Annotated in this window: 25 protein-coding genes; all 25 read left to right on the top strand. The window is 40.0% G+C overall.

Going from position 1 to position 23,251, the window contains the following annotated elements:
* Window positions 1-24 precede the first annotated feature (24 nt).
* The 25 genes from ACO6HM_RS05025 to ACO6HM_RS04905 all read left to right on the top strand — a co-directional run bounded on the left by ACO6HM_RS05025 (window position 25) and on the right by ACO6HM_RS04905 (window position 23,068).
* Window positions 25-489: a DUF3990 domain-containing protein gene (locus ACO6HM_RS05025; protein ID WP_485390138.1), complete on the top strand. Its 465-nt coding sequence runs from the start codon at window positions 25-27 to the stop codon at window positions 487-489.
* Window positions 479-922 carry a hypothetical protein gene (locus ACO6HM_RS05020; protein WP_485390052.1) on the top strand — a complete coding sequence of 148 codons (444 nt, stop codon included), beginning with the start codon at window positions 479-481 and terminating at the stop codon, window positions 920-922. The genes ACO6HM_RS05025 and ACO6HM_RS05020 overlap by 11 nt, the downstream gene beginning before the upstream one ends.
* A gap of 62 nt (window positions 923-984) precedes the next feature.
* On the top strand, window positions 985-1,347 hold the full coding sequence (locus ACO6HM_RS05015) for a glycine cleavage system protein H (protein ID WP_485390051.1): 363 nt from the start codon (window positions 985-987) through the stop codon (window positions 1,345-1,347).
* Between the two features lies 1 nt (window position 1,348).
* Window positions 1,349-2,641, top strand: a complete 1,293-nt coding sequence (locus tag ACO6HM_RS05010) for a dihydrolipoyl dehydrogenase family protein (protein WP_485390050.1) — start codon at window positions 1,349-1,351, stop codon at window positions 2,639-2,641.
* An 11-nt stretch (window positions 2,642-2,652) separates the two neighbouring features.
* Window positions 2,653-3,360: a lipoate--protein ligase family protein gene (locus tag ACO6HM_RS05005; RefSeq protein WP_485390049.1), complete on the top strand. Its 708-nt coding sequence runs from the start codon at window positions 2,653-2,655 to the stop codon at window positions 3,358-3,360.
* Window positions 3,360-4,310 carry a 2-hydroxyacyl-CoA dehydratase family protein gene (locus ACO6HM_RS05000; protein ID WP_485390048.1) on the top strand — a complete coding sequence of 317 codons (951 nt, stop codon included), beginning with the start codon at window positions 3,360-3,362 and terminating at the stop codon, window positions 4,308-4,310. Before ACO6HM_RS05005 ends, ACO6HM_RS05000 begins: the two co-directional genes overlap by 1 nt.
* Window positions 4,311-4,322: 12 nt before the next feature.
* The gene (locus tag ACO6HM_RS04995) at window positions 4,323-5,474 is read left to right on the top strand and encodes a 2-hydroxyacyl-CoA dehydratase (protein ID WP_485390047.1); all 1,152 of its coding nucleotides are present in this window, start codon (window positions 4,323-4,325) and stop codon (window positions 5,472-5,474) included.
* Complete coding sequence (locus ACO6HM_RS04990) at window positions 5,462-6,199, top strand: acyl-CoA dehydratase activase (protein WP_485390046.1); 738 nt, start codon at window positions 5,462-5,464, stop codon at window positions 6,197-6,199. The genes ACO6HM_RS04995 and ACO6HM_RS04990 overlap by 13 nt, the downstream gene beginning before the upstream one ends.
* 80 nt (window positions 6,200-6,279) lie before the next feature.
* Window positions 6,280-6,510: a DUF7723 family protein gene (locus ACO6HM_RS04985; protein ID WP_485390137.1), complete on the top strand. Its 231-nt coding sequence runs from the start codon at window positions 6,280-6,282 to the stop codon at window positions 6,508-6,510.
* 77 nt (window positions 6,511-6,587) lie between these two features.
* The gene (locus tag ACO6HM_RS04980; RefSeq protein ID WP_485390045.1) at window positions 6,588-8,369 is read left to right on the top strand and encodes an HAD-IIIC family phosphatase; all 1,782 of its coding nucleotides are present in this window, start codon (window positions 6,588-6,590) and stop codon (window positions 8,367-8,369) included.
* A 136-nt stretch (window positions 8,370-8,505) separates the two neighbouring features.
* Entirely contained in the window at window positions 8,506-8,745 is a 240-nt protein-coding gene (locus tag ACO6HM_RS04975) for an acyl carrier protein (protein ID WP_208428195.1), read from the top strand.
* Between the two features lie 150 nt (window positions 8,746-8,895).
* A complete protein-coding gene (locus ACO6HM_RS04970) occupies window positions 8,896-9,939 on the top strand; it encodes a type II secretion system F family protein (protein WP_485390044.1) in 1,044 nt (347 codons plus the stop codon).
* A gap of 10 nt (window positions 9,940-9,949) precedes the next feature.
* The gene (locus ACO6HM_RS04965) at window positions 9,950-10,279 is read left to right on the top strand and encodes a hypothetical protein (protein WP_485390043.1); all 330 of its coding nucleotides are present in this window, start codon (window positions 9,950-9,952) and stop codon (window positions 10,277-10,279) included.
* A 1-nt stretch (window position 10,280) separates the two neighbouring features.
* The gene (locus ACO6HM_RS04960) at window positions 10,281-10,760 is read left to right on the top strand and encodes a DUF4860 domain-containing protein (protein ID WP_485390042.1); all 480 of its coding nucleotides are present in this window, start codon (window positions 10,281-10,283) and stop codon (window positions 10,758-10,760) included.
* A 20-nt stretch (window positions 10,761-10,780) separates the two neighbouring features.
* Window positions 10,781-11,266: a hypothetical protein gene (locus ACO6HM_RS04955; RefSeq protein ID WP_485390041.1), complete on the top strand. Its 486-nt coding sequence runs from the start codon at window positions 10,781-10,783 to the stop codon at window positions 11,264-11,266.
* Entirely contained in the window at window positions 11,266-11,742 is a 477-nt protein-coding gene (locus tag ACO6HM_RS04950; protein ID WP_485390040.1) for a hypothetical protein, read from the top strand. Before ACO6HM_RS04955 ends, ACO6HM_RS04950 begins: the two co-directional genes overlap by 1 nt.
* A 26-nt stretch (window positions 11,743-11,768) precedes the next feature.
* The gene (locus ACO6HM_RS04945) at window positions 11,769-12,827 is read left to right on the top strand and encodes a type IV pilus twitching motility protein PilT (RefSeq protein ID WP_485390039.1); all 1,059 of its coding nucleotides are present in this window, start codon (window positions 11,769-11,771) and stop codon (window positions 12,825-12,827) included.
* 7 nt (window positions 12,828-12,834) lie between these two features.
* Complete coding sequence (locus ACO6HM_RS04940) at window positions 12,835-13,023, top strand: DUF951 domain-containing protein (protein ID WP_208428202.1); 189 nt, start codon at window positions 12,835-12,837, stop codon at window positions 13,021-13,023.
* A gap of 179 nt (window positions 13,024-13,202) precedes the next feature.
* Complete coding sequence (rpsF, locus tag ACO6HM_RS04935; RefSeq protein ID WP_485372462.1) at window positions 13,203-13,490, top strand: 30S ribosomal protein S6; 288 nt, start codon at window positions 13,203-13,205, stop codon at window positions 13,488-13,490.
* 21 nt (window positions 13,491-13,511) lie between these two features.
* Window positions 13,512-13,958 carry a single-stranded DNA-binding protein gene (locus ACO6HM_RS04930; protein ID WP_485390038.1) on the top strand — a complete coding sequence of 149 codons (447 nt, stop codon included), beginning with the start codon at window positions 13,512-13,514 and terminating at the stop codon, window positions 13,956-13,958.
* Window positions 13,959-13,976: 18 nt separating this feature from the next.
* Complete coding sequence (gene rpsR, locus ACO6HM_RS04925; RefSeq protein ID WP_208428205.1) at window positions 13,977-14,255, top strand: 30S ribosomal protein S18; 279 nt, start codon at window positions 13,977-13,979, stop codon at window positions 14,253-14,255.
* Between the two features lie 458 nt (window positions 14,256-14,713).
* On the top strand, window positions 14,714-18,595 hold the full coding sequence (gene rpoB / locus ACO6HM_RS04920) for a DNA-directed RNA polymerase subunit beta (RefSeq protein WP_485390037.1): 3,882 nt from the start codon (window positions 14,714-14,716) through the stop codon (window positions 18,593-18,595).
* Between the two features lie 115 nt (window positions 18,596-18,710).
* A complete protein-coding gene (rpoC, locus tag ACO6HM_RS04915) occupies window positions 18,711-22,382 on the top strand; it encodes a DNA-directed RNA polymerase subunit beta' (protein ID WP_485390036.1) in 3,672 nt (1,223 codons plus the stop codon).
* Between the two features lie 102 nt (window positions 22,383-22,484).
* Window positions 22,485-22,676, top strand: coding sequence for a type II toxin-antitoxin system HicA family toxin (locus tag ACO6HM_RS04910; protein ID WP_485372465.1), 192 nt, complete (start codon window positions 22,485-22,487; stop codon window positions 22,674-22,676).
* A 17-nt stretch (window positions 22,677-22,693) separates the two neighbouring features.
* Window positions 22,694-23,068: a type II toxin-antitoxin system HicB family antitoxin gene (locus ACO6HM_RS04905; RefSeq protein WP_485390035.1), complete on the top strand. Its 375-nt coding sequence runs from the start codon at window positions 22,694-22,696 to the stop codon at window positions 23,066-23,068.
* Window positions 23,069-23,251 lie beyond the last annotated feature (183 nt).

The raw sequence follows: 23,251 nt of genomic DNA, 5'->3' as shown, positions 1-23,251 counted from the left end.
ATAGGAGATAAGATGGAGAACAAATTGATACTTTACCATGGCAGCCAGCAAACAGTAGAATTTCCGGAGATTAGACTACAAAGGTACAATAAAGACTTCTATTTTGGATTTTATTGTACTAATATTGAAAGTCAGGCTATAAGATGGGCTACAAGATTTGATGGTAAAGGATTTATAAGCGAATATGAATATGTACCTTGTAGTGAATTAAATATTAAACAATTTACCGATATGACTGAAGAGTGGCTTGATTTTATAGTAGATTGCAGGCTTGGAAATCCTCATAATTTTGATATTGTGGAAGGACCTATGGCAAATGATACGATATTTAACTATGTTCAGGATTTTGCTGATAAAAAGATAAGCAGAGAGGCGTTTTGGGCATTGGCTAAATTTAGCAGACCAACACATCAAATAAGCTTTCATACGGTTAGAGCACTTTCTACTCTTACATTTATCAGAGGAAGAGAGGTAACTTATGAAGAATGATAATGACCTCTTTTTTACCTGCAGTCTGATTGAGTTCATTGGAAGAAGACAGAAACTTAAACGTTCTGATGTTGTTAAATATCTTGGTGAAGAAAAAGTCAAGAGAATCTATAATTATGCGGATGTTTTTCATTGTGAACCAATTGAGAAGGTTGCAGATGATTTTATAAATATCTGTGTGATTCCGACAGGAGAGTTTGACAATGTTAAAAAATGCAAGTATGCTATCCCTGATTATTGGAAGATAGGTGCTGTATATGAAAGACTTATCGAGGATGTATCTGAATATTCGGGTAAAGATGTCATAAGCTGCCTGCTTGAAGTTTATTCATCTTGGATAGATAAAACTATATCAAATTACAATTCGGATTTCTTTTATCAGTCCAGAGAATACATTGCACTGTGCTACAAGGAAGGAAAAGTCCTAGAATAATAATCATTAATGTATTATATACAATGCAGTTATACTACCACCAAGAAACAGGAGGAATCAAAATGACAACATATTACACCACAACCCACTTAAAACTTACCGTATCTGAGGACCTCTACACCGTAGGCTTTTCAGACTACGCTATCACAAAGCTTGGCAATATTATGTTTCTTAATCTCCCTGAAGAAGGGGATGAGGTTCAGTCAGGAGATACTGTGGGAGACGTAGAAAGCATTAAAACTGTAACTGATATAATCTGTCCGATATCAGGAGAGGTTGTAGAAGTAAATGAAGAAATAGCAGATCATCCTGAAAAGATAACACTTAAGCCTGAGGAAGCTTGGTTGTTTAAGGTAAAGGTAGAAGAAGAACCGGAAGATTTAATGACAGAAGAAGAGTATTTAGAATATGTAAAGGGATTATAAAATGTATAAAATTGCTATCATTGGTGGAGGACCTGCAGGCTATAGTGCTGCTTTTGAAGCTGTCAGATATGGTTTTAGCGTATTGCTGTTTGAAATGGATGAGCTTGGTGGAACCTGTCTAAATAGAGGCTGTGTACCGACAAAGTACCTTTCTCACGTGGCAGAACTTTACAGCAATATAAATGAATCAAAGCGCTATGGGATTGGCGTAGAGTTAACAGGCTTAGACTACGAAAAAACTGTAGCAGAATCTGAAAATATAGTATCAAAGCTAAGAGAAGACCTCACAAATAATCTCTTACAAAGTAAGATAACCATTGTAAAAGGAAAGGCTAAGCTTCTTGATGAGACTCATATTAGCTGTAATGGCGAAGTGTTTGAAGCAGAACATATAATTATTGCAACTGGCTCAAAGAATACGGACAAGCCCTTTGTTCACTGCATAAATACAGATGAACTCCTTAGCCTCAAGCATTTGCCTGATAAGCTTATAATCCTTGGAGGTGGAGTATCTGCAGTAGAATTTGCCGATATTTTTAGCAGATTAGGTGCACAGGTAGATATATACATAAGAGGGAAGCGTATTCTTCGCAAGTGGAGTAAGGAGATAGCGGCTTCGATTAGTAGTGTATTAAAGAAAAACGGAGTTAAGATACATACAGAGGCTGATTTTGCCAATATTGACAAGAGTTCTGCTACCGTTTTATCAGTTCTTGGAAGGAAGCCTAATCTAGAAGGCATAGATGAAAGCATAGATGAAGGCATTATAAGTATCGCTGATAATGGCGGAATAGTAGTTGATGAATACTACAGAACCAAAACTAAAAATATATTTGCTGTAGGTGATGTTACAGAGAATAGCGCACAGCTTGCGCATGTTGCTATGGAAGAAGCAAAGCAGGTGGTAAGGTTTATAGCAGGAGAAACTACCAAAAAAAGTGCAGTGGTTCAGTGTATATATACTATGCCTGAAGTAGCTGTAGTTGGTCTGTCTGAAAGTGAAGCAAAGGAAGCGGGGATAGATTACATAAGTGCAAAGCAGACGATGTATTCCAATGCCAGGACTGTCATAGGTTCAACAGACAGAGGCTTTATAAAGATAATAGCAGATAAAAATACCGAGAAGATACTTGGCGCAGAGCTTATGTGTGAAAGAGCAAGTGATATGGTTGGAGAATTAGCTCTCGCGATAAACAATGGTATTACAGTGTCTGAACTTGAAGGCTCTACAAGAGCTCATCCTACCTTTTATGAGGCAGTAACAGAAGCTTTGGCTAAACTAATAAGAAACTAGAGGTAAACAAGGTGTATAAGTATATTTGTTCAGAAAATACAAGCCCGTATTATAATCTGGCACTTGAAAGAAGCTTATTTGATTTTGTGGATGAGGATACGGTGATTTTATATCTTTGGCAGAACTCCCACACTATAGTCATTGGGAAGAATCAGAATGCCTATGCCGAGTGTAAGGTTGATGAGTTTATTAAGGCAGGAGGCACTCTTGCCAGGAGGCCATCAGGCGGTGGTGCAGTCTATCATGACTTGGGCAACTTAAATTTTTCAATCATTTGTAAAGAGAGTATAGCTAAAGAACATACTTATCAGAGGATTGTTAAGGAGGCACTTAGTTATTTTGGCATAGTTTCAGAGTTTAACGGAAGAAATGATCTGACAGTAGATGATAAAAAGTTCAGTGGCAATGCTTTTTATGTAAAAGATGATGTATTGTGTCAACATGGCACTATTTTGATAAATTCAGATTTCAAGGAATTGTCAAAATACCTGACTCCTGATATAAGTAAGCTTGAGAGAAACCACGTAAAAAGCGTGGAGTCCAGAGTGGTCAATCTATCTGAAATCTCAGACAAAATAACGGTAGAGAGCATGAAGGAAGCTATGATAAAGGCTACCAATGCGGTTAGATTAGGAAAAGCGCCAACAGAAAGCAAAGTAGAAGAGTACAGGAAGATTTTTGAAAATGATGAGTGGATTTTGGAAGGAAAGGGAATGTAATGAGGATACTTGCTTTATCGGGATTTGTTCCTGAGCATATATGTGACATTGTTAGATTTACAGGTTTTGATGGTGAGTATAATATTGCTCAGTACTGTGGTTATGCTGCTGATTACATATCGCAGGTAATAAAAGACGACAGTATTGACGGAGCAGTATTTCCTAAAAGCTGTGACAGCAGTAGGATAATAGGCTCATACCTGAGTGAAACTAATAAGTTCATCTATCAGATTAATATTCCTGCCAGGCAGGATGATTTAGCCATACAGTACTTTGCTGAAATACTAAAAAGCTATACTAAAGCTCTTAAAGAGCATTACAAGGTTAGCTTAACTGCAGAAAGCATAGAGAGGCGTATAGAGCTTATCAATAAGAGAAATGCTTGGATTAAAGCGGCTTATGATAAGCTTGACAGGATTTCTTATCACGAGTACTTAAGCAAGATACATCAATTACTTTCAGAACCACTTGAAATACAGGCAGAAGAAATAGAGTTTACCGAGAGGGAATCGACAGATAAAAAGGTATATGTTGTTGGTTCATTCCTTGCGAATGTAGAGATAGCAGAAACCATTGAAAAGCTAGGAATGAAAGTAGTTGGAGACAACCTTCCTGAATCAGGCAGACTTGCGTCTATGAAGCCTGTCTGTCCTAATGGTGATGATATATATAAATGTATAGCAGACAGCATATTAAAGAACAGGCTCTCCCCAACTCAGGATAATTTTTCTGCCATACTTGAAAATGACTTTAGCGAGATGGAGAATAAGGGAGTAAAGGGGATAATCTATATATCTCAAAAATACTGTGAACCTTATGACTACTTGTTTTCAGTGTATAAAAAGATGGCTGATGAAAGAGATATAAATATTGTTAGAATAAGCCTTGCAGACTCTAAAGATAGTGGAAAGTCGGAATTAGAGCTTGAGGCATTTTCAGATTTGTTATAGATTGGAGAGTGTATGGAACAGTCAATAGCGGCACTCCAGGCAGGATTGCTTAGAGATTATTATAAATGGTTTTCAAAGTACGCCAAGGGTAAAAAACCGGATAAAAAGGTTGCTTGGGTAACTTCATTTGCGCCTGTTGAGATTCTTGAGGCGCTAGATATTTATTACTATTATCCTGAAAGCTATGCGGCAGTTATAGCAGCAAGTGGAAAAGAACAGCCTCTGCTTGAAGAAAGTGAGAATGAAGGGCTTTCCAGAGATTGTTGTTCTTATTCGTGTTGCATAGAGGGCTGCCTCGTTACGGAAAAGGGACCAAGAGGAGTCCCACCAACTCCTGATATACTTATAGCAACCAACAATCAGTGTAATACTCTGCCAAATTGGTGGAATATACTGGCAAAGAGATTTAATGTTCCCCTTGTTGTCATTGATTATCCGGGTGAAATCGATGATAGAGAGGCCGCCTGCTCTTATGTGGCTAAACAGCACAAAGAGCTTATTGGGGTACTGGAAGACCTAAGTGGTAATAAGCTTGATATGAATATTTTATTAAAACTAATAGATAATAGTGTAAGATGTACCGAGGTGTGGAAAGAGATAATAAAGGTTAGGATGGAGAAGAATCTTCCTATAACCTCGCTTTTTGATGATATTTCATTTCTTATCACTTCACGCTGTAAGCATGAGACTGAGGAACTGTACAGAGTGCTTCTAGAAGACTTAAAAAGTGAAGAGAGCCAGCCTGACGATAACAAAATCAAGGCATTTTGGACAGGGTATCCGCTTTGGTATCATCCAAACAGACATTTTGATGAGGCACTGGATAACATTAGGATAACCGGCTCCAACTATATTACTTGGTGGATTCTTGACTATTCCGGTGAAGATGCATATGAAAAACTCTTTAACGCATATAATTATACATTTTTGAACTTAAACCAAAAGACCAGAAATTCAAGGCTTAAGTCTCTTATCGAGGAGTCGGGAGCAGTATGCACCATCACCTTACACAATAAAAGCTGTAAGTGTGACTATATTTCAGCCAGAAATATAGATATTCCACAGGCAGAGATAGAGATGGATATGGTGGATAGGGAGTTTTTGAAAATTGATGGGGCAGAGCTTAGGATAGATATATTAAGGGAAAATTTATGCATAAAATAGGTATAGATATAGGTTCTACATATACTAAGTACTGTATTATGAATGAGAAAAATGATATAACCGCTCTTTTTTCTGAGAAAACGCCTATAAGACAAAAAGAATACTTTGAGGCAAAGTTAGATGAGCTGACTAAAAGTTATCCATCATCTAATATAGTCTCCTGCGGATATGGTAAGAAAAATATACAGGCGCTAAAGAACATAAATGAACTTACAGCGCTGGCTCTTGGAGGGCATTTCCTAGTCCCTGACTCTGATATTATCCTTGATATAGGTGGTCAGGATACCAAGATAATAAGGCAGGAAAACGGAAGACTAAAAGAGTTCTTTATCAATGGTAAATGTGCTGCAGGAAGTGGAATGTTTTTGGCAAATGTGCTTAGAATGCTTGAGAAGGACTTTTCGGAAATAGACCTTACCGGAATAGACACAACCCCTCTCAAACTCTCATCTGTATGTGCGGTATTTGCAAGCAGTGAGATAGTAACACTTTTAGCAGATAATGTGGATGAAGATGATATAGTTAGGGGAGTAATTTGGCATATCCTTATTCAGGCAAAGTTACTTCTAAAAAAGGTTAAACGAAGCAAAATTTTGCTCTCCGGTGGTTTCACAAAGATTCCGGGATTTAGTAATTATGCAGAAAATGCCCTAGAATGTGACTGTGTGACCGCTCCTAATTGTTCCTATCTTTCAGCAATTGGCTGTGCCTTGATGGAAAGGTAAGTGACAAAAACTTAATATGGAAAATCTATACTATGATGTTGAGAAGTTCTTAAAAAATATTAAGGAGGTTAGAATTGAATATGCATCTTAATATTGAGGAAATTGCGGACAAAGCAGACATGATTATTAACGGTTACGCTTTTACTAAAGATAAAGAATATATTCGTGTAATTAATCTTAACAATGTAAGTCGTGCAGCAGTTATCTGCAATGATATAATAGTTGAGACAAACATGGATGAGATTGAAAGCCAAATTGTACTAGATTATTACTTGCAGGATAAAGAATTTGTTGAGGAAAAAGTTTATTAAACACCACTATAAAGAAATGTATCTTAAGTGGAGAGAAATGTCTGATACTGGTTTTTACGGTGAGAAAGGAGAATGATATGAAAGAACTTACCTACCCCTTCGATGAGAACTACATACTCTCAAAGAAGAAGAAAATAAAAAAGGAGTTACTTGAAGCGGGTACCGGTTTTACTGATACAAGGATAGCCATCTTAGGAGGCTCAACCACCAACGACATCAAGCTTGTTATGGAACTTTTCCTGCTTGACTACGGCATAAAGCCTACGTTCTACGAGTCTGAGTACAACCGCTATTATCAGGATGCAATCTTTCCTAATGAGGAGCTGGAAAACTTTGCTCCTCAGATTATCTACATCCACACAACCAACAGGAATATCACAGAATATCCTAAGATAAGCGATTCGCCTGAAACCATAGACGAGCTTATTAAGAGTGAAATGCTAAAATTCACCTCTATGTGGGAGAGATTAGAGGAGAAGTATCACTGTCCTATTATTCAAAATAACTTTGAAATGCCTCTCTACCGCCTTATGGGCAATAAGGAGGCCAGTGACATACATGGTAAAATCAACTTCATCAATAGGCTAAACGAAGAGTTTTATAGGTATGCAAGGGAGCATGATAACTTCTATATCTGTGATATCAACTACATATCTGCGGACTACGGCCTTAAGAAATGGCAGGAGCCGTTTTATTGGTATATGTATAAGTATGCCCTAAATGTAACGGCCATCCCATATCTTTCTTACAATGTGGCAAATATAATAAAGTCTCTCCTTGGCAAGAACAAAAAGGGCTTTGTGCTTGACCTTGACAATACCCTCTGGGGCGGCATAGTAGGTGATGACGGAGTAGATAACCTTGAGATAGGACCTGAGGAGTCAGGTGGGCAGGTATATAGCGAATTTCAGAGCTATATAAAGGAGCATAAGGACCTTGGTCTTGTGCTAAATGTGGCATCAAAAAATGAAGAAGAAAATGCCATTGCAGGACTTAACCATCCTGACGGGGTACTAAAACCTGATGACTTCATAGAGATAAGGGCTAACTGGGAACCAAAGGATAGGAACTTTGCGGCTATAGCAGACAGCCTTACTTTACTTCCTGAGAGTCTGGTGTTTGTAGATGACAACCCTGCCGAGAGGGCGATAGTTGCAGGAAACCTTAAGGGAGTGAGAGCTCCTGAGATAGGTGAGGCTCATAACTACATCCAGACCTTAGACCGCTCGGGCTTCTTTGAGGTGACGAATCTCTCAAAAGATGATTTAAGCCGCAATGAGATGTATAAGGAAAATGTAAAGAGGGCAAAACTTCAGGCTTCTTTTGAGAACTACGAGGATTATCTCATCTCCCTTGAAATGGTGGGAACAATTAAGAGATTTGAGCCTATATACACAGCTAGAATCTCACAGCTTACAAACAAGAGCAACCAGTTCAACCTCACAACCAGGCGTTACACCCAGACTGAGATTGAAGAGGTAATGGAGGATGAAGCCTATATCCCTCTTTATGGTAAGCTTGTGGACAAGTTTGGAGACAACGGAGTAGTATCCATTGTCATCGGTCATGTTGTCGAAGAGGTCTGCCACATAGATTTATGGCTTATGAGTTGCCGCGTGCTTAAGCGTGATATGGAGTTTGCCATGATGGATGAGCTTGTAAGGCTGTGCAAGGAAAGAGGAGTGAAGCAGATTAAGGGTTATTATTACCCTACAGCCAAGAACAACATGGTTCGCGATTTCTATGCACTTCAGGGATTTACGAAGGTATCTGAGGATGAAAATGGCAACACAGAGTGGATTTTTGACATAACTGATGATTACAAGAACAAAAATAATGTGATTACTTTGCAGTATTAGTTTGACATTATCTTAAAATACGGTTATCCTTGTAAGGATTACCTAATGTGGCACAGGGCTATTACACGTCTGTTGGTGTCAAATATTTGCTATAAGGTTTAGTTATAACAAAATTTTATAAATGGAGGAAAATAAGATGACCAGAGAAGAAATTTTTGAGGGATTAAATGAGGTATTCAGTGATGTATTTGATGAGGAGATTACTGTCACAGATTCTACTACAGCAGATGATATAGAGGATTGGGACAGCCTTGAACATATCAATCTTATAGTGGCGGTTGAGAACAAATTCGGAATAAAATTTAATATTGGTGAAGTAAATAAGATGAAGAATGTTGGGGAAATGGTCGATATAATAATCGGCAGGCTCAATTAATGGCATAAATGCTTAGAATTAGTGGAGTTGCTTATCCTTTGGGTAGGTGAGTTCCACTTTTTCCTTGCTTTCATCTAAAGATTGTTATAGAATGAGCATGTATGTTTACATTATCTGGAAGTTTGCCAAATAATATTTAAGGAGAATAATATGTCTAAGACAATAGTATTTTCGCCGGAAGAAATATCCATTTTCTGTGATCAGATTGCCATGATACTAAATGGAGGTATTCCTGTATATGAGGGTGCCTATATTCTCTATGAAGAAATGGATGAAGGTAAGACTAAAGATGTATTAAAGAAGGTTGCTGACAATGTAAAGTCAGGAATGGCTTTTAGTGAAGCACTTAAAGAAAGCGGCTCATTTCCGACCTATATGTGTGAAATGGTTAGAATTGGCGAGATGACAGGTAAGCTTGAAGAGATTATGCGCTCTCTGGCAGACTACTATGAGAGAGAGAATCTCGTTAAGAACAGCATCAGAAGTGTAATCAGTTATCCAACTGTGCTTCTTGGTATGATGGCTGTCATACTTTTGGTTTTGGTTGGGAAGATTCTTCCTATGTTTGAGGATATTTTCCTCGAGCTTGACGGCGGTACAGGTACAACAATAGAACTTATGAACACAAGTATCCTCGTTTCTAAGATTATTGTAGGTGTAGTGCTTGTTCTCCTTGCCCTTCTCCTTATCAGCCTTGCGTGGTATAGATTTAAGGGTGGAAGTGCAGTTATTACCAACATAATAGACAACAATCCTTTATCAGCAGGACTTGCAGATAGAATAAGCATAGGTAAGTTCCTTGCTACTCTTGCGGTAATGAACTCCGCAGGTATGGAAATGACAGAGGCAGTCAAAAATGCTTCAAAAGTAGTAGAAAATAAAAAGACTTTAGCTAAGATAGATAAATGTATATCCATGCTTGAGGCAGATGAAAAGCCTGAAGAAGCATTTAAGAAGGCGGGCCTGCTTAATTCCCTTCATGCTAAGATGTTTGGCGTGGCTAGGATGAGCGGTTCAGGAGATTCCATCCTCTTTAAGCTCGTAAACAGATTTGATGCAGATATTAACCAGAGACTAGGCTCTCTCGCTTCGATTATAGAAACTGTACTTGTAGTGATGCTTTCTGTTATTGTCGGTGCAGTACTCATATCGGTTATGATGCCTTTGATGAGTGTAATCGCGTCTATAGGCTAAGGAGCGGGATATGAAGAGTTTTGTAAATATTAAGGCAAGAAGGGCTGAGAGGCTTGTGGCAGTTAAGACAGTTTCTTTTGTAGTGGTTATTTTGGCGGTTTTGGTTGCGGGCATTTATTACATGGGCAACATTGGAAGTGAGCAGGGAATCAAGCTTACCAGAGAGGCGGCTGTAAGGACTGCCGTACAGTGTTACTCCATAGAGGGGATATACCCTCCCAATGTAGATTACATGGAAGCTAATTATAAGTTAAAATACGATAAATCCAAGTATTATATCCACTACGATGCATTTGCGTCAAATATTATGCCTACCATAGAGGTATATGAGAAGAGGTAATATGGAGAATAAAAAGAGTGAAAGGGGGCTGGTTCATACTGTCTGCGTGCTTGTCGTTATCTGCATGTTTGGGATATCGGCTATGATGCTTGGCAGTGTGGGAGCTTCGGTATATAAGAATATAGCTGAAAGGAATCTTAACAGCTTTGAACTTAGGACTTCGTTGTCTTATGTTAAGACTAAGATTAATCAGTTCGATGAGGTTGGAAAGATTGCAATCAAAGAAGAGAATGGCCTCAAGATGCTGGTCTTAAGTGAGGAAGCAGGAGGGGAGATCTTTGATACCTCGGTTTATTTCTACAAAGGAAAACTTTATGAAATAACAGGTGCAAGAGGAATGAAGTTTAAGCCTGAGGACGGATTTTCCATACTTAGCGTAGATTCATTTGAAATTTCAGAAAAAGACGGACTTGTTAAGCTGGTTACAATAGATGATGATGGGAGTACGGAAACCCTGTATGTGAAACTTAGAACCGCTTAGATGGGCTTTAAGGAGGAATAATGAATTCTTTTAACGTGGACAGCGCAAAGGATACGAGAACAAGTCTGGGGGTCATGCTTCCAGTGTTTGAGCTTGTTATTGCGATTGGACTATTTACAATTATAAGCATTTTTCTAGTAAGATTCTTCACATCAGCCAATACTATGAGTAGACAGGCAGATGATTTGAGTAAAGGACTTATAAAGGCAGAGTCCGCGATAGAACTTATCAAGGCATATAGCACTAAGGATGCGGCAGAAGAGCTTGAAGGTGAGGTTGTAAAGACTGCGGCCGGAAAGCAAATAGAAGCTTATTTTGATAAGGACTGGAAGAAGGCCGACAAGACTAACTGGAGATATTCTCTTGTGGTTATGCTTAAGGATATACCAAGAAGAAGTGGAGCTCTTAGAGAAATCAATGCTTTTATCAACAGAAATGACGGTGTCAATAATAACATAGTAATTGTGCATCTTGAAGGTGCCAAATACATAAAAGGCGGCAGATGATGAGAAATAATATTAAAAGTAGAATAAACTCAGGAGGCGCTTTGGTTATACTGGTTATACTTGTTGTCGCCATGTCCATATTTGCCATTCTTGCAGTCCAGTCGTCCCTTAACGAAAAGAAGCTTTCGGCAAAGACGGACGAAAGCATAAGGATCTACTACAGAATGGACGCAGAGGCTGAGAGAGTATATGCTAAGATTGATGAAATCATTAAAACAAGTGAAGACCTAACCAGGGACCTTGCAAAGCTTAAAGAATTAAAAGATGTTAAGCCGGATGATGGCGGTGTATTGGTAGAGGTTGGAGATATTAAGTACGAAGGTGACCGCCCTTTACTTATCAGTTATAGTGTAGTTAAGGATGAGAGAAGCTTAAATGTCGAGGTTGGTGTTTCGGGTAAGGAAACAACAATTAACAGATGGAGTACTAAAACAAAATCGGAAGACCTGCAATACGAGCTTGAAATAACCGATTAATTATTTGATATAATGGGAGGTCTAAAATGGAGTTGATGAATATCCTTGAACGGGCGGTAAAAGAAGATGCATCTGATATCTTTCTTGTAGTTGGACAGGCGGTTTCTTTCAAGTTAGACGGTTCAATCAAGAAGATGGATGAGACAAAGCTTATGCCGGTTGATACGGAGAACATTATTACCAGCATCTACGACAAGGCAGGCAGAAGCCTAAGCCACTTCATGACTACGGGGGACGATGACTTTTCGCTATCTATTGCCAATCTTGGACGTTTCAGATGTAATGTATTTAGACAGAGAGGTACTTTCGGTGCAGTTATAAGAGTGGTTCACTTTGAACTGCCTAGCTATAAGGATATGAGAATCCCTGAGAGTATAATGAAGCTGTCAGAGCTTAACAAAGGACTCGTGCTTGTAACGGGAGCAGCAGGCTCAGGTAAGAGCACAACTATTTCCTACATCATTGACAGAATCAATGAGAACAGGAACTGCCACATCCTTACTCTGGAGGACCCTATCGAGTTCCTTCACAGACATAAGAAGAGTATAGTAAGCCAGAGAGAGGTGAGGATTGATAGTGAAAGCTATTCTTCTGCACTAAGAGCAGCCATGAGACAGTCTCCTGATGTTATTCTTGTAGGAGAAATGAGAGACTATGAGACCATAGATATAGCCATGACAGCGGCAGAGACTGGCCATCTTGTCCTCTCAACCCTTCATACTATAGGGGCGGCGAACACCATAGACAGAGTCATAGATGTATTCCCTGCCTCACAGCAGCAGCAGATAAGGGTTCAGCTCTCTATGGTGCTTCAGGCTGTTGTATCACAGCAGCTAATCCCCGGGCTTAACAATGAACTCCTTCCTGCCTTTGAGATAATGAAGGCAAACAGTGCGATAAAGACTATGATAAGGGACAATAAGATTCATCAGATTGATTCTGTTATATACTCATCAGGTAAGGAAGACATGAGGACCATGGATTCAAGTATACTTGAGCTTTATACCCAGGGGCTTATAGACAGCCAGACAGCGCTTAATTTTGCTACCAATCAGGAAATGGTTGGAAGGGCTGTGAAAAGGTAAGAGGCTTATGGAAATAAATCTTGATGATGTAATTACCTTAAAGAAAATACACCCATGCGGTTCTTATGACTGGAAGGTTATAAGAACCGGTATGGATATAAGGCTTAGCTGCCTGGGCTGTGGAAGGCAGGTCATGCTTCCTAGAAAACAAGTCGAAAAGAGTGCGAAAAAGCTGGTAAAAGCGTCAGATGCTTGAAGTAGAACCTAAGTTAGAAGAAAATAATTGGTGAAAAAGGATTTTAGTACTTGCAAAATCCTTTTTTTTATGGCATAATAAGTATTCGTGATGTAAAAAATAAATCCTTGCTCTTTTTACGCTACTCGTCCTAGCAGATAAAAGGGCCGGAAAAGACCAGAAGGAGGAGCAGAGCAACTATGAACAAATATGAATTAGCCTTAGTTGTTAATGCAAAAATCGAAGACGAGGCAAGAAACAAAGTAGTAGAAGATGTTAAGAGCCTTGTAACACGTTTTGGCGGCACTATCACCGATATCGATGAATGGGGAAAGAAGAAGCTCGCTTATGATATTCAGAAGATGAGCGAAGGTTTCTACTATTTCATCCATTTTGAAGCTGAATCATCAGCTCCTAGTGAGATTGAGAGCCGTGTCCGTATTATGGAGAACGTTCTTAGATTTTTATGCGTTAAACAGGAAGCATAACTAAGAAGGAGGTTTTCCTTTATGAACAAAGTAATATTAATGGGCCGTCTTACAAGAGATCCTGAGGTTAGATATTCCCAGGGTGACAGCCAGATGGCTATAGCAAGATTTTCACTTGCAGTTGACAGAAGATTTAAGAGACAGGGAGATACAGTTACCGCTGATTTCTTCAATTGTACTGCTTTTGGTAAGCAGGGTGAATTTGTAGAGAAGTATCTTAAGCAGGGTACCAAGATAGTAGTTACCGGACGTATCCAGAATGATAACTATACAAATAAAGAAGGTCAGAAGGTATATAGCGTTCAGATTATTGTAGAAGAGATAGAATTTGCTGAGAGCAAAAATGCAGCAGGCGGCGGAAGTACATTCCAGAGTGCTCCTGCAGGCGGTAGTCAGGAACCAATGATGCCTGAGGATGGATTTATGAATATCCCTGACGGTATCGACAATACTCTCCCATTTCAATAATATTAGGAGGTAGGAACTATGTCATTCAATAAGGACAACAAAGGTTCTAGAGAAGATAAAAGTGATTTCCCACGCAGGAGACCAATGCACAGAAGAAAGAAAGTATGTGCTTTGACCCCTGAAGAGCTTGACAACCTTGATTATAAGGATGCAGCTAAGTTAAAGAAATTCATCTCTGAGAGAGGTAAGATTCTTCCTAGAAGGATAACAGGAACAAGCGCTAAGCACCAGAGAATACTTACAACAGCTATTAAGCGTGCTCGTCACTTAGCTCTTATCCCATACGTTTGCGAATAAAATGAAATAATTAAACTCCATCGTTTGAAACATCAGGCGGTGGAGCTTTTGCATGTTAAGAATTTTTTTTGATTTCCTAAGCAGATAAAATTTTAATAATATATTTCTTTAAATTCATAGTTCAATTAAAGCTCTCTTAGGGGGATTGCAATGAATATTCCAATTTAAAAGAAAAAATCCAAGGCTTGACACCTTGAAAAAAAAATGATATTATAAAAAATGCACTATTATGTTTGAACATGGATAACTATGCTTATTATACCATAATCCACTTAAAAGTGCAAGCATTTAGTTGCATTTCTTGAATAATATGCTTAGATTTTTGTTTAAAATCCTGAATTTTAAATAATTTTAACTATGCTTAAGAGAAGTGTAGCTGTAGTTGAAGTAAATACCGAGAATCTCTTCGCAATAGGTTATCGGCAGATTTTAGAAAATATCAAGGGGTGAAAACGTCAATGAAGAAAAACAGAATTCGTCCGATCAAAGCAGGAAACGGAATTAGAATGAGTTATGCCAGACAGAAAGAAGTTCTTGAAATGCCTAATCTCATTGAGGTTCAGAAAAACTCATATCAGTGGCTTCTGACTGACGGACTTAAAGAGGTATTTGACGACATCTCTATGATTGTGGATTACAGCGGGCGCTATGGATTAAGATTTGTAGACTTTACCTTAGAGCCAAAGGAGAATCATACAATCGAGGTGTGCAAGGAAAGAGACGGAACATATTCGGCAGCACTTAAAGTAGTTGTAGAGTTGGTTGACATTAAAGAAAAGAAAGTTCGTTCTCAGCAGAAGGGTGTTTTCCTTGGTGAGCTCCCTCTGATGACAGATACCGGAAGCTTCATTATCAACGGTGCAGAGCGTGTAATCGTCAGTCAGTTAGTTCGTTCCCCGGGTATTTATTATAGTATAGCGCACGATAAGACCGGTAAAGAGTTGTATACTTCTCAGGTAATTCCTAATCGTGGTGCTTGGCTTGAATACGAGACAGACTCAAACAATGTATTTTATGTAAAAGTAGATAGAAATAGAAAGGTGCCTATAACTGTACTTATAAGAGCACTTGGAGTGAGCCTTAACAAGGATATAGAAGAGCTGTTCGGTGATGAACCAAAGCTTCAGGCGAGTCTTGCTAAGGATGTTTCTACCAATTCTGATGAAGGCCTTCTTGAACTGTATAAGAAGCTTCGTCCGGGTGAGCCTTTACTTGTGGAAAATGCGTTAAACTACATAAACAACATGCTTTTTGACCCAAAGCGCTATGATCTTGCAAAGGTAGGCCGTTACAAGTTTAACAAAAAGCTTGCCTTCCGTAACCGTATCGTAAGACATAAGCTTGCAGAAGACGTAATGGATAGGTCTACAGGTGAGGTTATCGGTGAGAAGGGTACTGTTATTACTACAGAACTCGCAGATAAGATTCAGAACGCTGCAGTTTCTTATGTACTTATTCAGGGAGAAGAAAGAAATGTGAAGGTGCTCTCCAACCTCATGGTTGACATCAACGCATTTTTACCTGAACTTGATAAGGAAGAAGTAGGAATTACCGAGCTTGTTTATTATCCAAGACTTATGGAGATTATGGAACTTGCTAACGGTGATTACGAGAGTGATGACTTCAAACGTGAACTTAAAAATCATATAAATGACCTTATTCCAAAGCATATAACCAGAGAAGATATATTTGCTTCTATTAACTATGTTTTCAATTTGGAGAACGGAATAGGTACAGAGGATGATATCGACCACCTCGGTAACAGACGTATCCGTGCTGTAGGCGAGCTTCTTCAGAATCAGTACCGTATCGGACTTTCCAGAATGGAAAGAACAGTCCGTGACAAGCTTGGAAGCATCGGAAGCGATGCTGTAGATGATGCAAACCCTGGTGACTTTATCAACTGTAAGCCGGTAACAGCTGCTATTAAGGAGTTCTTCGGAAGCTCCCAGCTTTCACAGTTCATGGATCAGCACAACCCTCTCGGTGAGCTTACTCATAAGAGAAGGCTTTCAGCCCTCGGACCTGGCGGTCTTTCAAGAGACAGGGCCGGATTTGAGGTTCGAGACGTACATTATTCCCACTATGGAAGAATGTGCCCTGTAGAGACACCTGAAGGACCTAACATCGGTCTTATCAACTCACTTGCAAGTTATGCTAGGATAAATGAATACGGCTTCATTGAAGCACCATATAGAAAGCTTGATAAGTCAGACCCTGAGAATCCAAGGGTAACTGACGAAGTTGTTTACCTTACAGCTGATGAGGAAGATCCTTTCATAGTTGCACAGGCGAATGAGCCTCTTGATGAGAACGGATATTTTATAAATAACACAGTATCAGGTCGTTTCAGGGATGAGACTTCTACCTATGACAAGAAGAATGTGGAGCTGATGGACGTATCTCCTAAGATGGTATTTTCAGCAGCTACAGCGATGATTCCTTTCCTTCAGAACGACGATGCGAACCGTGCGCTCATGGGCTCTAACATGCAGCGTCAGGCGGTGCCTCTTCTTTTCACTGATTCAGCAGTAGTTGGAACAGGAATGGAAGCAAAGGTTGCAGTTGACTCAGGAGTATGCGTACTCGCTGAGAAGGCAGGTGTGGTTGAAAGCGCTTGCGGGGATAGGATTTTAATCAGAAATGATGATGACAATAGGATAACAGAGTATCCACTTCTTAAATTCGCAAGAAGTAATCAGGGAACCTGTATCAATCAGCGTCCTATAGTTAATAACGGCGACCACGTAGAAGCTAAGCAGGTTATCGCTGACGGTCCTTCAACAAAGGGTGGAGAGATTGGTCTTGGCAAGAGCCCTCTTATAGGATTTATGACCTGGGAAGGCTACAACTACGAGGATGCGGTTCTTCTCTCAGAGCGTCTTGTAAGAGATGATGTATACACCTCTGTTCATATAGAAGAATATGAGTGTGAGGCAAGAGATACAAAGCTTGGTGATGAGGAAATTACAAGAGACGTACCCGGTGTAGGTGATGATGCCCTTAAAGACCTTAATGAAGATGGCATCATAAGAATAGGTGCAGAGGTTCGTGCGGGAGATATTCTTGTAGGAAAGGTTACTCCTAAGGGGGAGACAGAGCTTACTGCAGAGGAGCGTTTACTTCGCGCAATATTCGGTGAGAAGGCAAGAGAGGTTAGAGATACTTCTCTTCGTGTTCCTCACGGTGAGTACGGAATCATAGTAGATGCTAAGAAGTTTGAAAGAGAAAAGGGTGATGAGCTTGCCCACGGCGTAAAGAAGAGCGTAAGAGTGTATATTGCACAGAAGAGAAAGATACAGGTAGGAGATAAGATGGCGGGCCGCCATGGTAACAAGGGTGTAGTTTCAAGGGTACTCCCTGTTGAAGATATGCCTTTCCTTCCAAATGGCCGTCCTCTTGACATCGTGCTTAACCCACTCGGCGTGCCTTCACGTATGAACATCGGACAGGTGCTTGAGATTCATCTTAGTCTCGCTGCCACTGTACTTGGTTTTAAGGTATCCACGCCTATCTTTGATGGCGCCAACGAGGAGGATATCGGAGATACACTTGAGCTTGCAAATGACTACATCAATATGCCTCTTGATGAGTTTGAAAAGAAGTATAGAGAAGATCTTGGTGATGAGGTAATGGATTATCTGCTCACACATCTTGATTCCAGAAATGACTGGAAGGGCGTAAAGATTGGCAGAGACGGTAAGGTATGGCTTAAAGACGGTAGAACAGGTCAGTACTTTGATTCACCTGCAACAGTAGGTTTCATGAACTACCTTAAGCTCCACCACCTTGTAGACGATAAGATTCATGCCCGTTCTACAGGTCCTTACTCACTTGTTACACAGCAGCCACTCGGCGGTAAGGCGCAGTTTGGTGGACAGCGTTTCGGTGAGATGGAGGTTTGGGCGCTCGAGGCTTATGGTGCTGCTTATACCCTTCAGGAAATTCTCACTATTAAGTCTGATGACGTTGTAGGACGTGTCAAGACTTATGAGGCTATCATAAAGGGAGAGAACATAAGTGAGCCTGGTATACCTGAGTCATTTAAGGTTCTTCTAAAGGAGCTTCAGTCACTTGCTCTTGATGTTACCGTACTTGATGAGGATGGAAATGAAATCAAGATGATGGAAAATGTTGAGTATGGTGATGAGGATCTCACTCCGCTCATTGAAACTGAGGATACATTTACTTTTGATGATGCTTCAGCAAAGAATGGCTTCACTACCGGTACACCTGAAGAACTTGAAGAGGGCATTCAGGACGAAGAAGACTCAGATTATTTTGATGGTGAAGATTTAGATTTAGACTATGGTGGTAATGACGATAACGAAGACTTTTAATTTGACCTTGTGAAATATTTATTTCTCTATCGGAATTTACAAAAGATATAAGGCCTATGGGGGTTAACTAGTTTTTGGCCCCATAGGGCCGGTTTAATACGAAGGGAGTAACGGGATGTCAGAGATGAGCATAGAAAATGTTCAGCCAATTACTTATGATGCGATAAAGATAGGCTTGGCTTCACCAGAGAAAATAAAAGAATGGTCTCACGGAGAAGTAAAAAAACCTGAGACAATTAACTATAGAACACTCAAACCTGAAAAGGATGGTCTTTACTGTGAGAAGATATTCGGACCAAGTAAGGACTGGGAGTGCCATTGTGGTAAATATAAGAAAATCCGCTATAAGGGCGTTATTTGTGACAGATGTGGTGTTGAAGTTACAAAGGCAACCGTAAGACGTGAGAGAATGGGACATATTGAGCTTGCGGCTCCTGTATCCCATATTTGGTATTTTAAAGGTATTCCAAGCCGTATGGGTACTATATTGTCCATACCTCCAAGAAGCCTTGAAAAAGTACTTTATTTTGCTTCTTATATAGTAACTGATAAGGGAAGCAGTGACTTAGAGAAGAAGACTATTCTTTCTGAGAAAGAATACTTAGAGGCAAAAGAAAAATATGGCAATACCTTCAAGGCGGAAGTTGGGGCAGAGGCTATCTATAAACTTCTTGCAGATATTGACCTTGAAGAAGAGTCAAAGCGTCTTAAAGAGGAGTTAAAGAAGGCAGGCAATTCAAAGAGCCAGAAGATGATTAAGGCTGCGAAAGAGCTTGCGGTGATAGAGGCCTTTAAGGAGTCAGGCAACCGCCCTGAATGGATGATACTTAAGGCTATACCGGTACTTCCACCGGATCTTCGCCCTATGGTACAGCTTGATGGTGGAAGATTTGCTACTTCTGATATGAATGATCTTTACAGAAGAATAATCAATAGAAACAACCGTCTTAAGAAGCTTCTTGAGATAGGTGCTCCTGATATCATTGTAAGAAATGAAAAGCGTATGCTTCAGGAGGCTGTAGACGCACTCATTGACAACGGACGCCGTGGAAAGCCGGTTACAGGCCCTGGCAACAGAGCACTTAAGTCACTTTCCGATATGCTTAAGGGTAAGCAGGGACGTTTCCGTCAGAACCTTCTTGGTAAGCGTGTTGACTACTCAGGACGTTCAGTTATCGTAGTTGGTCCTGACCTTAAGATATATCAGTGTGGTGTTCCTAAGGAAATGGCTATCGAGCTCTTCAAGCCTTTCGTTATGAAGGAGCTTGTTGCCCGTGATATAGCACACAATATTAAATCAGCTAAGAAGATGGTTGAAAGAGTAGAGACTCAGGTGTGGGATGTACTTGAAGATGTAATAAAGGATCATCCTGTTATGCTTAACCGTGCTCCGACCCTTCACAGACTTGGTATTCAGGCATTTGAGCCTGTACTTGTAGAAGGTAAGGCTATTAAGCTGCATCCGCTCGTATGTACAGCCTTCAACGCAGACTTTGATGGAGACCAGATGGCTATCCATCTTCCACTTTCTGTTGAAGCTCAGGCTGAGTGCCGTTTCCTCCTTCTTTCACCTAACAACCTCCTTAAGCCTTCTGACGGTGGTGTGGTTGCGGTTCCTTCCCAGGATATGGTTCTTGGTATTTATTACCTAACGCTTGACAAGCCTGGCGATAAGGGAGAAGGCATGTTCTTTAAGAACATGAATGAAGCTATTCTTGCTTATGAAAATGGCTATATTACCTTACAGGCTAAGATTAAGGTGAGACGTGAGGGAATTAACTCCAAGGGAGTTAAGGAGCAGAGGATAATCGAGTCTACACTCGGAAGATTCATATTCAACGAAGTGCTTGATCAGAATCTGGGCTTTGTAGACAGAAGCCTGGATGAGAATTTCTTAAAGCTTGAGATAGACTTCCTCGTTAAGAAGAAGGAACTTAAGCAGATACTTGAGAAGTGTATGGCAAACCTCGGTGCTACAAGAACAGCGGAGATAATGGATGCGGTTAAGAGCCTTGGTTATAAGTATTCTACCATAGCTGCGATGACAGTTTCTGTGTCAGATATGACAATTCCACCTGAAAAGGCAGAGATTCTTAAAGAAGCGCAGAAGAAGGTTGAAATTATAACAAGAAACTTTAGAAAAGGTCTTCTTACTGAGCAGGAGAGATATCAGGAAGTCATTAATAACTGGAAGAAAGCCGATGCTGAGATTGCTGCTAAGCTTATGAGCGGTCTTGATAAATACAACAATATTTACATGATGGCACATTCAGGAGCCCGTGGTTCTGACAAGCAGATTAAACAGCTTGCAGGTATGCGTGGACTTATGGCGGATACAAAGGGACATACTATCGAACTTCCAATCAAGTCTAACTTCCGTGAGGGACTTGACGTTCTGGAGTATTTCGTTTCTGCCCACGGTGCAAGAAAAGGACTTTCAGATACAGCTCTTCGTACAGCCGATTCAGGATACCTTACAAGAAGACTTGTAGACGTATCTCAGGATCTTATTATCAGAGAGACTGACTGCCGTGCAGGAAAGAGCGAGATACCTGGTATGTGGGTATCAGCCTTTATGGATGGTAAGGAAGAGATTGAAAGTCTTGAAGAGAGAATCAAGGGAAGATATTCCTGTGAGACTATATATGATGACAATGGTGAAGTTATAGTAAAGGCTAACCATATCATTACTCCAAAGCGTGCAGCAAGGATAATGAAGACCAAGGCTGTAATGGAGGCAGGCACAGCAGCTAAGATAAAGATACGTACCGTTCTTACCTGCCGCAGCCACGTAGGTATCTGTGCGAAGTGCTATGGTGCAAACATGGCAACGGGTGATCCTGTTCAGGTTGGTGAGGCGGTTGGTATTATCGCTGCTCAGTCAATCGGTGAGCCGGGTACACAGCTTACCATGAGAACCTTCCATACCGGTGGTGTTGCGGGTGGAGATATTACACAGGGTCTTCCTCGTGTAGAGGAACTTTTTGAGGCACGTAAGCCAAAGGGACTTGCTATTATTTCTGAAATTGCAGGTAAGGTAAGCATACAGGATACAAAGAGCAGACGTGAGGTTGTAGTTACAGCTGATGACGGAGAAGAAAGAAAGTACCCTATCAACTATGGCTCAAGAATCAAGGTATTTGATGGAGATGTGATTGAAGCCGGTGATGAAATCACAGAAGGTAGTATCAATCCACACGATCTCCTTAGTATAAAGGGCGTAAGAGCAGTACAGGATTATATGATTCGTGAAGTACAGCGTGTATACCGTTTACAGGGTGTTGAGATTAACGATAAGCATATCGAGATGATAGTTCGTCAGATGCTTAAGAAGATAAAGATATCCGAGCCTGGAGACACCGATTATTTAACAGGTGAATATGCTGATATAATCGAGTTTGAGGAGCTTAATGAGCAGCTCGAGCAGGAAGGCTTCGAGAAGGCAGAGGGTGAGAGAACAATGCTTGGTATCACTAAGGCTTCTCTTGCAACCAACTCCTTCCTCTCAGCAGCTTCCTTCCAGGAGACCACAAAGGTGCTTACAGATGCAGCAATAAAGGGCAAGGTAGATAAGCTTATCGGTCTTAAGGAAAATGTTATCTTAGGTAAGCTCATCCCGGCAGGTACAGGTATGAAGTTCTACCGCTCAGTTAAGCTTGACAGCGATCACGAGTTTGATGAGATGGGTGAGGAGAACCTCAATCCAAACGAGTTTGATGAAAACTATGCTGAGAACTATGATAACGAAGAATTTGAGACAGCAGATAACGGACAGGATGAAGAATAAATAAATCAGGCAGGAGTGGCTACGGCTGCTCCTGCCTATTTAAATAGAAGAACTTGACATACGTATATATTATACGTATAATAAAACTAATGGGAGGCTGTAATGGGGAAAACAAAACCGTATAAAGAAGTGGTAAAATTGATGAAAAAATTTGGCTGGGTACTAGATCATACATCAGGTTCACACGAAATATATATTAAAGATGGACATATGTGTCCGGTTAAGTGTACTAAGAAAGATATTCCTGCTGGTACGTTAACCAATATAGAAAGAATAACAGGAATAAAATTTTAAGTTTGAAAGGTGATAGTATGAAAACGTTTTATCCTTGTATAATAAGAGAAGAAGAGGGTACATTTTATGTGAATTTTCCAGATTTCGAAGACTGTTTTACGGATGGAGATACGATGGAAGAGGCTGTGGCGAGTGCAAAAGACGTACTCGAAGCAGTAGCCTATAGTTATTTAAAGAATAATAGGCCTTTGCCGAAGCCTGGGAAGGTAGAAGCAAATGCAGTGTATATAGAATTGTGGGTAGATTTGCTAAAAGATAGAGTAAATAATCAGTCAATAAAGAAAACCCTGACTATCCCAAAGTGGCTAAATGATATAGCAGAAGAGCATTCAGTAAATTTCTCTGCAATTTTACAGCATGGAATAAAGGAATATCTTGGTATTAAAGTTTAATAGATTAGAAAATTAAATTACAATATCCCCTTGCATTTTGACATTTAAAGTCTTATAATATAAATGATAATGAATATCAATTGTAACCTTCTCTGTAAATTATGGAGGCATGAAAATGGAAGAGGGATTTGTGAAAAGGCGGGTAATAAGGGGCATTGCCCTTACCGTGATAGCCTTAATAGT

The organism is Catonella sp., assembly GCF_057250765.1.
The sequence above is the reverse complement of the archived record's forward strand: the minus strand, read 5'-3'. Positions and strand labels throughout refer to the sequence as shown.